At 71.3% G+C, this 8,891-nt stretch carries 11 protein-coding genes; 2 read left to right on the top strand and 9 right to left on the bottom strand.

Annotated features, from left to right (window positions below; translation table 11 throughout):
- The coding region (locus tag JK359_RS33740; RefSeq protein WP_201843415.1) for an asparagine synthase-related protein at positions 1-1,004 on the bottom strand (1,004 nt) is incomplete at its 3' end.
- Positions 1,005-1,102: 98 nt separating this feature from the next.
- Entirely contained in the window at positions 1,103-1,237 is a 135-nt protein-coding gene (locus tag JK359_RS40010) for a lariocidin/triculamin family lasso peptide core domain (RefSeq protein WP_269139065.1), read from the bottom strand.
- Positions 1,238-2,262: 1,025 nt separating this feature from the next.
- Between JK359_RS40010 and JK359_RS33735 the strand changes: the two genes are divergently transcribed.
- Positions 2,263-2,490: a hypothetical protein gene (locus tag JK359_RS33735; RefSeq protein ID WP_201843414.1), complete on the top strand. Its 228-nt coding sequence runs from the start codon at positions 2,263-2,265 to the stop codon at positions 2,488-2,490.
- 301 nt (positions 2,491-2,791) lie between these two features.
- Here the strand turns inward: JK359_RS33735 and JK359_RS33730 are convergent, their stop codons facing one another.
- The 4 genes from JK359_RS33730 to JK359_RS33715 all read right to left on the bottom strand — a co-directional run bounded on the left by JK359_RS33730 (position 2,792) and on the right by JK359_RS33715 (position 4,697).
- Positions 2,792-3,304 carry a DUF6573 family protein gene (locus tag JK359_RS33730; RefSeq protein ID WP_201843413.1) on the bottom strand — a complete coding sequence of 171 codons (513 nt, stop codon included), beginning with the start codon at positions 3,302-3,304 and terminating at the stop codon, positions 2,792-2,794.
- Between the two features lie 86 nt (positions 3,305-3,390).
- Entirely contained in the window at positions 3,391-3,609 is a 219-nt protein-coding gene (locus JK359_RS33725) for a hypothetical protein (RefSeq protein ID WP_201843412.1), read from the bottom strand.
- A 47-nt stretch (positions 3,610-3,656) separates the two neighbouring features.
- The gene (locus tag JK359_RS33720; RefSeq protein ID WP_201843411.1) at positions 3,657-4,226 is read right to left on the bottom strand and encodes a hypothetical protein; all 570 of its coding nucleotides are present in this window, start codon (positions 4,224-4,226) and stop codon (positions 3,657-3,659) included.
- Positions 4,227-4,301: 75 nt separating this feature from the next.
- Positions 4,302-4,697 (bottom strand): DUF3846 domain-containing protein, encoded by a 396-nt coding sequence (locus JK359_RS33715; RefSeq protein WP_201843410.1) that lies wholly within the window; start codon positions 4,695-4,697, stop codon positions 4,302-4,304.
- Positions 4,698-5,598: 901 nt separating this feature from the next.
- On the opposite strand from JK359_RS33715, the gene JK359_RS33710 reads away from it, so the two are divergent.
- A complete protein-coding gene (locus tag JK359_RS33710; RefSeq protein WP_201843409.1) occupies positions 5,599-6,183 on the top strand; it encodes a DUF6417 family protein in 585 nt (194 codons plus the stop codon).
- Positions 6,184-6,416: 233 nt separating this feature from the next.
- Here the strand turns inward: JK359_RS33710 and JK359_RS33705 are convergent, their stop codons facing one another.
- From JK359_RS33705 to JK359_RS33695, 3 genes are all read right to left on the bottom strand, one after another.
- A complete protein-coding gene (locus tag JK359_RS33705; protein ID WP_236678847.1) occupies positions 6,417-7,685 on the bottom strand; it encodes a phosphoadenosine phosphosulfate reductase domain-containing protein in 1,269 nt (422 codons plus the stop codon).
- 87 nt (positions 7,686-7,772) lie between these two features.
- Entirely contained in the window at positions 7,773-8,426 is a 654-nt protein-coding gene (locus JK359_RS33700; RefSeq protein ID WP_201843408.1) for a hypothetical protein, read from the bottom strand.
- A gap of 184 nt (positions 8,427-8,610) precedes the next feature.
- A complete protein-coding gene (locus JK359_RS33695; protein WP_201843407.1) occupies positions 8,611-8,874 on the bottom strand; it encodes a hypothetical protein in 264 nt (87 codons plus the stop codon).
- Positions 8,875-8,891: the final 17 nt, after the last annotated feature.

The raw sequence follows: 8,891 nt of genomic DNA, 5'->3' as shown, positions 1-8,891 counted from the left end.
ATCAGGCTGATCACCTGTGCCTTGCACCGCCAGTAGGCGGTAGGCAGGTGCGGGCCGTAGCGGTCGGCCAGGGGCAGGGCCCATGCGGCCGACAGGAACGTCTGCGTGAGGTACGGAGAGGCTTCCTGCACCTCGCCTGCGGCGGGGAGCAGGTCGTGGGGGTAGAACGCGTCGTGCGCGTCGGCCTGCGCCCACGAGCGGCCCGCTTCCGCGTGCTGGGTGATGCGGTCGGCGACCCACGCGCGGGCCCACGCCATGGCCCTGGCCCGGTACGGCTCGGCCAGGACGGCCGTGGCCTGCGGGTCGGCCCACTCCGGCCAGTTCACCGCCCAATAGGCCCCTGCCCGCCGTACAGGGCGCAGCAGACTCGACCCTGTGGCCAGGACCTCGCCCATCACGCCGGGACCGGAGCGGGCCACGTCGGCGGCGTAGCGGGCCGCCGCGCGCACCCCGTGCCGCCGGGCGATCGCCCCCGTGGCGTAGCGGGGCACGCCCAGCAGCTCATCCGCGCCGTCACCGGACAGCAGCACCCCCACGCCCAGTTCGGCAGCGCGGGCGGCCACCGCCGCGTTCAGCTCCGGCAGCGCGTCACGGCGCGGCCCCAGTGCCGACCACGGCGCCGCCGTGCGGTGCTCGGGCGAGATCACCTCCAGCCGTACGTGTTCCAGGGCCAAGGAGCGGAGCAGGGTGCGCACGACCGCGACGCTGCTGCGCCCGTCGTCGTCGGTCATGTCGATGGTGAACGCGATCACCCGGCGCCCGTCGGCCACCTGGCACGCATGCACCAGCGTGGCCAGCGAATCCAGCCCGCCGGAGACCGCCACCCCAATCGTGGCCACACCCTCGGTCAACTCCCCCACCGAGGCCGCGAACGCCGCCCGCAGCCCGCCCGGAGGCAGGGCGGCCGGAGCCACAGGGCGCACAGGGAGCCGCTCGACTCCGCGCCACAGACTGACCGGGCAGAACTCCCCGGTCAGCGCGGGCGGGGCCAGCAACAGCCCCACCGCATCCAGATCGACCCCCGGAGCGGGGCCGGACACAGCCAGCGGGCAAGCCGCCGTGCGCCCGTCCCCACCCCGGAAGGCTCCTACCAGCGGAGAGATCACCGCTGGCGCAGCACCAGGCCGCGCAGGAAGCCGAGCGCCACAGAGACCGCGCCGACCTTCACCCCGCCCAGCGGCAGGCCCTTCGCGCCGAGACCGTGCGAACCGTCACCCGGGTGCGACTTCTTCGACATAGCAGTACTCCCCTTTCAGGAGGTGCGTGTACTTCGGTTTCGCTGGCCGGTTGCCACCCCGACCAACAAGAAAACTATACCGCACTTACATCACTCGCGTCTAGGGAAAACGGCCCGTCAGATTGCCCAACTTCCCAGGCCAGAAAGGGTTTTGGCGGGGTGGGGCGGGGCATGGCGCGGGGCGTGCCGCCACACCTCAGGCGCGAAGCGCCAGAGGCAAGGGAGACGGCAGCGCGAAGCGAGGTCACGGGGCGCGCAGCGCACCGCGACCGCCTGCCGACTCCCGCAGCGCGCAAGAGCGCAAAGCGCTCGCCCCGGGACGGGAGCGCAGCGGACGCCCGGGTGCGCGTGCGTGGCCCGAAAGGGAAGCGCAGCGAACCCGGGCCACGGGGTTTCCGGGGAGCGCAGCGGACCGGAAACCCCCAGCGGCACGCACCACGCCACGCCCCGCCCCACCCCACCAAAAGGCAGCGCCACGCCCCAAACACCCCCGCACCCAACAACGGTGCCCAGCCGCACGCCGCGCCCCACCCGACCGCACGCAAGCAGCACCACACCCCCGCTCCCTGCACGGACGACAGACAAGCGCACCCCCGGACACCACCCCCCCGGGGACGAGCAGCCACAACCCAAAGGCGCAACTCCCCACTCCCGGGGCCGGCCGTCAGCCGAGCACGAGAAAGCCCTACACGGGCACTTCGCACGGAGCCGAGGCCGGGCCCCCGACGGTCACGGGACGTCAGGTGCCGGTTCGGGGGCCCTCAGGTTTTGGGGTGGGAGGAGAGACATAGCCTCAAGATCTTTTAGCGACTCAACTAGCCCTCTGAACTGGGGACTTGTTCGTATCTACCCGAACGGGTGAGTGGTGAGTAACGCCACAAATCCCCGGCTGCGTTGGGAATTTGGCAGGGGTGCCCACCATGATTCGTGTCTAGCCCGACAGGGGCCGCCGGACAACTTTCCAGGGTCCTCCGGCGGACCCCCTTCCGGGTCCCATGTGTTCCCTCACGAGACAGGACCACAAGGTGGACCATACTCAGCCTGCCCAGATCCAGGCGCACGTTTCCAACGCGATCCTCGTCACGCTCATGGCCCTCGCAGCCATGAACATCGGCTTCATCGTGGGCATCTTCGCCCGTGCTGTGGGCCACCTCACGCCCTATTCCGCATCCGGCACCGGTGCCGGCGCGGCCATCACCATGTTCACCATCGCCATGGGCACCGTGAAGTTCCTCAAGAGCAACGACCACTGATCGGGAGGCGGCCGAGGACGGAGAACCCACCCTCGGCCACCCCCTCGGCACAAGCCGTGTCACCAGGGCCGCCAGTATGAAGCCCCTGCAGGGGCTTCATACTGAGCCGCAGCCGCGCCGTCGGGGCCAGGCCCCCGACGGGTCGCGGGACGTCAGGTGCCGGCCTGGCCCCGACCAGCCCCCGGGCCCGAGGAGGGGATCCGTTCGGGGGCGCCGCTCGGCCGCGGGCGCAATGAGCGCCCTGGGGGCTCGAGCCGCACTGTCCGGTCGCCACACGCGCCCCTGACCGTGTCCGGTGGGTTCAGTCCTCGTCCGGCTGCATGATCGTCATGACCGGCTCGGCGTTGTCTCCAGGGCCGATGCAGGCAACGAACTGGACGCGGCGCGGCTGGCGGGCCTTGCCGCCACGCGGAACCCGATACAGCTCGACCGTGACCCTGCTGCCCCCGCCCCGACTCCGCCGGATGGCAAAGCGGGTCATGTTCAGGACGTCCCACAGACGGCCCGTCTCGTCCTGCGGGGTCTGGCGGCGGCTGTCCTCGTCACTCCACTCCACGCAGTCGGCCCATGCGGCGGCGGTCAGGGCCACGGGAACGCGAAAGCCTGCCTCACGGGCCAGTTCGGCCGGGGCGGGCACCAGGACCCCGTCGGCGATGGCCCGGGCGCGGGTGTAGGCGTGGATGACGTCGGCTTCGCCGCCGAACAGCTCCGTGAGGGCGTCGGCGCGGTCGTGCTGCTCCTCGGGGGTCCAGCGCATGGCGTCTTCGCTGATGCCGTCGTAATCGGACGCGCCGGGGATCAGGGAGTTGGACATGGTGTGCCTTTCGGTCGTGTCTTCGGTCGGTCCCGGCGGCGGGGGTGCCACTCCCCCGCCGCCGGGGTGGGCTGGTGCTGGCCTGGTCAGACCGCCAAGACGTCGTGCCCGAGCTGGACGAGCCGGAGGGCGATTCGGGCGGCCGCCTGTCGGTCCTGGCCGGGTTGGGTGAAGGCTTCGATGTCGGGCTGCCAGGTGAAGGCGGCGGCCTCGATGGCGGCGCGCGTTTCGTCGTTGAGGTCGTCGGCGCACTCCGGGGCGACGACGACGGCGCCGAGCCGGGTGTCTGTTGTCACCAGGTACATGGGTCCGGTCCCTCGAAAGGATCGGGCGGGCGGTGCCTGCCTGGGAGTCAGCGGGCGCGGCCGGCGGCGGAGAGGAAGCGGCGGATCCTCTCCACGACGGCGGTGGTTTCGGCCCGGAAGTCGCGGCAGCCGGACCCGTCGTGCAGGACGACCGGATCGGGGGCGTCGGCGGCGTCGGAGTCGTAGACCACGTACCAGCCGTGATGCTCGGCCGGGTCATAGTCGATCTCGTTCTCGGTGTCGCCCGTGCCCGAGATGCGCACGTACGCGTCTGCACCGGCGGGAACCCAGATCCACACCGCTCCGGCCGAGACGTCGCCGCCCCGCCGAGACCTGATGGACACGTCCGCGAGGACGGCTTGCAGGAGTGCCCCGGCGGTGTCCTCCTCCGCCTCGTCGTCCGTGCCGCATTGCAGGTATGCGTGTGCTGCTGCGGTGTCGGCGTCCGGGGCGTCAACTTCCATTGCCCAGCGGGTGAATTCTTCTTCGCTTGTCGCCAGAATGTCGAATTCTTCAGCGACCGGTCCGGGGATCACTCCGGCGATGAAAAGGTCGCTCATGTCGACGTCTGAGCGCAGGCCGATGACGGTGAAAGTCTGAACAGCTCCGCTCTGCATCGGTCTCTTCCCTCTCTGCTGAATTACTCGGGGGCGCTGGCCCTCGGGTGGGCCGGGGCCAGCGCGTGACCTGTGTCAGGAGCGGGGGCGCGGCATGAGGTGGACCGTGGCCGTGTCCAGGTAGAGGTCGACCAGGGCCAGGGCCTGGGTGTGGCTGAGTCCGTGGGGGTTGCCGTCGGCGTCGGGGGTGCCGGTGAGCACGACGTCACCGAGGTACGGCAGCGGGGTGGGTCGGTAGAGCGCGATGAGGCCGTGGGCGGCGCGGTTGGGCTGCTGGCGGTAGGCTGCGGCGTCCTGGTCGACCCAGAGGGTCAGGGCGGTGGTGAGGTCGACCGGGCGGGCGTTGTCGCAGCACAGCGCGTGGTGCGGGGTGCTGACGGGGAGCCAGGCGAGGAGGCGGAAGTTCCCGGTGGGCTGGATGATCAGGGCGAAGTGCTGGTCGTCGCTTGCGGTGGTGGTGATCGGGGACATGGGTGTCTCCTGAACTCGGGTGTGTGTCTTCGGTGTTGGGGCCTTGCCACAGGACCGGCCAACAAGACAAATATACTGCACTAGCATCACGTTTTGCAGGGGTTGGGGGATCTTTCTTTGATGCATTTCCCCTGGCCAAACTGGGTTTTGGGGGGGGCGGGCCGGGGCACGTCGCGGGGCGTGTCGGCGCCCCGTGGCGCGCAGCGCCATGGGCAAGGGATGCGGCAGCGCGGAGCGAGGGAGCAGGGCGCGAAGCGCACTGGGACCGGCTGCCACATCCCGCAGCGCGTGAGCGCGCGGAGCGCGCGGCCCGGTGGGCGCGGAGCGGTCACCGGGCACGCGGCGAGGCTGTAGGGCGCGCGCAGCGTGCCGTACAGCCAACCGGCACGGACGGCGGCGCGCCCCGGCCCGACGCGAACCGATGCTGCACCCCGCCCCGCCGCGCCTGGGGCGGCCGCCGCGCCCAGTTGCCCCGTCGGCCCGTCCGAGGGCGTCAGGCCGGCTCCTGCGGCCTCCACGGGCGCAGTGCAGCGGTTCCCTTCGGCGGCGCGTCCCCGGGGTGGTCTGGGGCGCTCCGGGGACACATGGGGATCACACGGCCTGTCCGACCTTCGGCGTCCCGTGAGCACGTGCCGTACACGATGGAGAGCCCGACGAACACGATGAACACCATCGGCCACTACGCCGGGTACCGCCCGATGAGTCCGGCTCGGCTTTGTGCGCCCGGGGGCGCCTGCGCCGGCGCCCTCGATCAGCGGACATGGGCCCGCTCGCGGCGGCCCTGCACGCGCGGGTGATCTTTCACGGGTCCGGCCCCATGCCTCGCACCTCGGTGCCTACCGTCGTCTCACCGGCTTTCAACGGCACGAGGACGGGGAGGCGCATGCGTAGGGGGAAGGCGTTGCTCGAGGCGCTGCGGGTCCTGCGCGACCATCAGGAGGTAGCCGAGCGTGGCTGGGTGCTGTTCGGCGCGCTGCGCCCCGATCATCACGACGCAGTGGAAGCCGCGGCCGGGCAGGGCCTGGTCGAGGTGGCCGATCCGGTGATGCGTGCGGAGTTGTCCGCCCACGAAGGAAGGCCCGTCGTGTGGGCAGCCCGGCTCACGGGGCACGGCCGGGATGTACTGATTTACGCCGAGGCCAGCCCCACTCCCGAGCACCGGCCCGAGGGCCCCGCCGCCGGCGAGCGGCCGGTGGAGCTTCGCCGCTCGCAGATGGACGCGCTGCGCGTGTATGTGAACCTCGGAGCCCGGCTGCACCTGCCGCCGGCCGAGGGCCTGGCGGAGCGGGTGCGTACAGCGCGCCAGCTCGGCAATCGGTGGGTTCTGTACCTGGACGAGGAACAGATCGAATCGGTGGCCTACGCCCTCTACCTGCGCTCAGTGGGAGGCTCGGTCGCGGAGGCCAACCACTTCGCCCGCCAATACGGTGTCACCTTCCGCCCAGACCGATCGACAGGCAGCCTGCAGCCGACCCGACTGCCCTGAGATCCCACGGTCGACCCGCGGGCTCAGGGCCGCGCGGGGTCGGGGTCGGGGCGCTTTGGCATCAGTCGGATGCGGTCGGGATCTCTGTCTGAATCGGGAACGGCAGCTGCTCCCGGGAGCTCGAGGCGTCGGTGGACGTAACCGGGGTCTCCTTGTGGGCGGGGGCCACCCGCCCCAGGGGCCGAGCCGCGCGGCGGGCGGCCTCCCGTGGGCAGGCGGGGAGGTGGAGGGGATCAGGCAGCCAGCGCGACGCGGGCCAGGTAGTCGTCGGCTGCGTCGGCGCCGAGGTGTTGCCGGACCGCGTCGCCGCGGTTCCAGACCAGGGCGCCTTCCTTGCGCTCGAGACGCTCGGCCTCGGCGTAGACCTCCGCGAGGCTGTGGCTCTGCTTGAAGCGGTGACCGATCTTCGCTTCCAGGTCTCGGTAGCGGGCGGGCAGCGGCAGGCCGAGGGCCCAGCACAGGCGGGCGGCGCGCACGAGGACGTCGAAGGGGGCCAGGACGCAGAAGACGCAGGACAGGCGGGGGATCAGGGCGTCGTATACCGGGTGGTACTCCAGCCCGTGGGTGGCGATCTCCTGCCACACCTCACGGTCGGTCACCTCGAAGATGGGGTGCCAGGTGAGCACCATGCGGCTGTTCGCGCTGGTGCGCATGTCGATGGCCAGGCGCTGCTTCTTGCTGCGGGCCGGGGACTCGGCCGCGCGGATCCCCATGCAGTTGAGGATGACGGCCTGCTCGTCGAGGCCGAGTTCGGCGGCGATCTGGCGCAGGAGCTTGTTGGCGACGTCCCGCTTCAGGGTCGCCGTGCACAGCCGGCGAGCAGCGTCGGGCCACATGCCGCGCTTCTCGACCAGGCCGAGGAGTCCGCCCTCGGCGCGCAGAACGTGGAAGCGCAGGCCGTAGCGTTCGGCTTGGCGCTGGGCGAGTTCCCGGACGCCCGGCCACTCGGACTCTTCACCCAGATCGATGTGGATCACGACGACCTTGTGGAGGCAGCCCGCCTTCTTGGCCCAGGTTGCGATGCGGTGCAGCATGACCAGCGAGTCCTTGCCGGCGCTGGACTGCACCAGGATGGCGTGCGCGGCGTCCATCATCTCCAGTGGGACGTCGGCGAGTTCGTCCAGCAGGCCTGCGGCGATCTGGTCGCGGCTGGAGGCTCGGGCGCGGCCGCGGGCGTGCCGGGCGTACGAGGCACCGAGGGTGCGGTTGGCGGCGCGAGCTGCCAGGAAGGTGCGGGCCACCTTGTTCTTGGCGGCCTGCAGGCGGTGGAGGCAGTTGGCGTATTCCTCCAGGGGCTCGTCCAGTTCATCGGTGGCCTCGGAGGCCTGTGCGGGATCCTGGGCGGTGGTGCGTTGCCGTTCGAGGTCGTCGACGTGGTCGCGGGCCTGGGCGGCGGCTTTTGCTGCCCGGGCGGCGGCGCGCACCGCGGCCGTGTGTGCGGCGGTCGCTTGCTGCGCCCGGCGGATCAGGTCCAGCAGGTGCAGGCGTGTGGTGTTGTCCATGGGTTCCTCAGCCGTGTGGTGTCTTCGGTGGCGGTGCGGGGCGGCTGCCACTGCCGTCCCGCACCGGGTTCGGAGCACAGCGGTGGGTCAGACGTGGTGGTCGCTGGTCCACTCGATGGGGATGCCGGGGAAGCTCAGTCGGGCGGCGATGGCTCGGCGGGCGTTGTCCGCGGGCGTTTCGCGGCCGTCGAGGCGGGTGAAGGTGTGGGCGACGGGCGGGTGCGCGGCCACGAACCCGTCGGTGGTGTCGACTCCGGCGGTGATGACGGCGGTGATGGTGCGGCCGGTGCGGTGGTCGGAGCGGCAGTGGACGCGCACGGCGGGCGTGCCGTCCTTGATGCTTCGAATCTCGGCATACCAGTCGGTGAAGCAGGCGGCGTTGTAGGCAATGGCAGAGGCCGTGATGTCCTCGGGGGTGGCCGGGATGTCGGTGGGCCGGAACGGGGATGCCGCGGCCGGGTCGAGGGTCAGCATCACCTTCTCGGCCTGGTTGAGGGCGGCGTCGATGTACGCGAGGGCGGCCCGACGGGCGGTGAAGTCGCGGCGGGCGGAGACGAGTTCCTCAGCCGCTCCGGCGATCTCGTCGTGGACGGTAACGATGTCCAGGTGGTGTTCGGCCGGGGCCAGGCGCCCCATGGCGCGCAGGGCCTGCCGTAGGTCGCGCAGGTTGTCCTGGGACGGCGTGGTGCGGGCGAAGCGCAGGATCTCGTGTGCGGCGCGGGCGGCGGTGACGACGGCCATGCGGAATCTCTCCTGGAGCAGGGGGAGGTGGAGTGGTGGGCATCCCGCCCAACCAACGAAATAAATATACCGCACTTACATCACTGACGGGAAGGGGGGGTGCACCCCACTCCCCCGTCGGCCTGGCGGCCACGCCTCCGGGACGGGCCCCCAGCGGCGCGGCCGCGAGCCGGCCAAGCCGCGGTCAGGCGGTGAGGGTGACGTCGGTGGTGTCGATCACCCGGCGGATCGGGATCGGCGTCCCCTTCTTCCGTCTGGGTCCGGGCTTGGGGAGTTCGCGCACCGGCCGGAAGACGGTGCCCGTCCGGCCGGTGACGTCCCGCATTTGCGCTGCTTGTCGACGACGCCGGCGGGGCGGCGACGAGGAACGCTCGCAGGGCAGTCCATCTGTGGGCAGCAGATAGTGGGCGCGGCGGATGTAGAAGTGCTCGCCTCTCGTGAGCTTCACGTGCGGATTCTTCGACG

Source organism: Streptomyces actinomycinicus, from assembly GCF_016741775.1.
Taxonomy (GTDB): Bacteria; Actinomycetota; Actinomycetes; order Streptomycetales; family Streptomycetaceae; genus Streptomyces; species Streptomyces actinomycinicus.
Note: the sequence above shows the minus strand (reverse complement) of the source record. Positions and strands in the feature narration are given on the sequence as shown.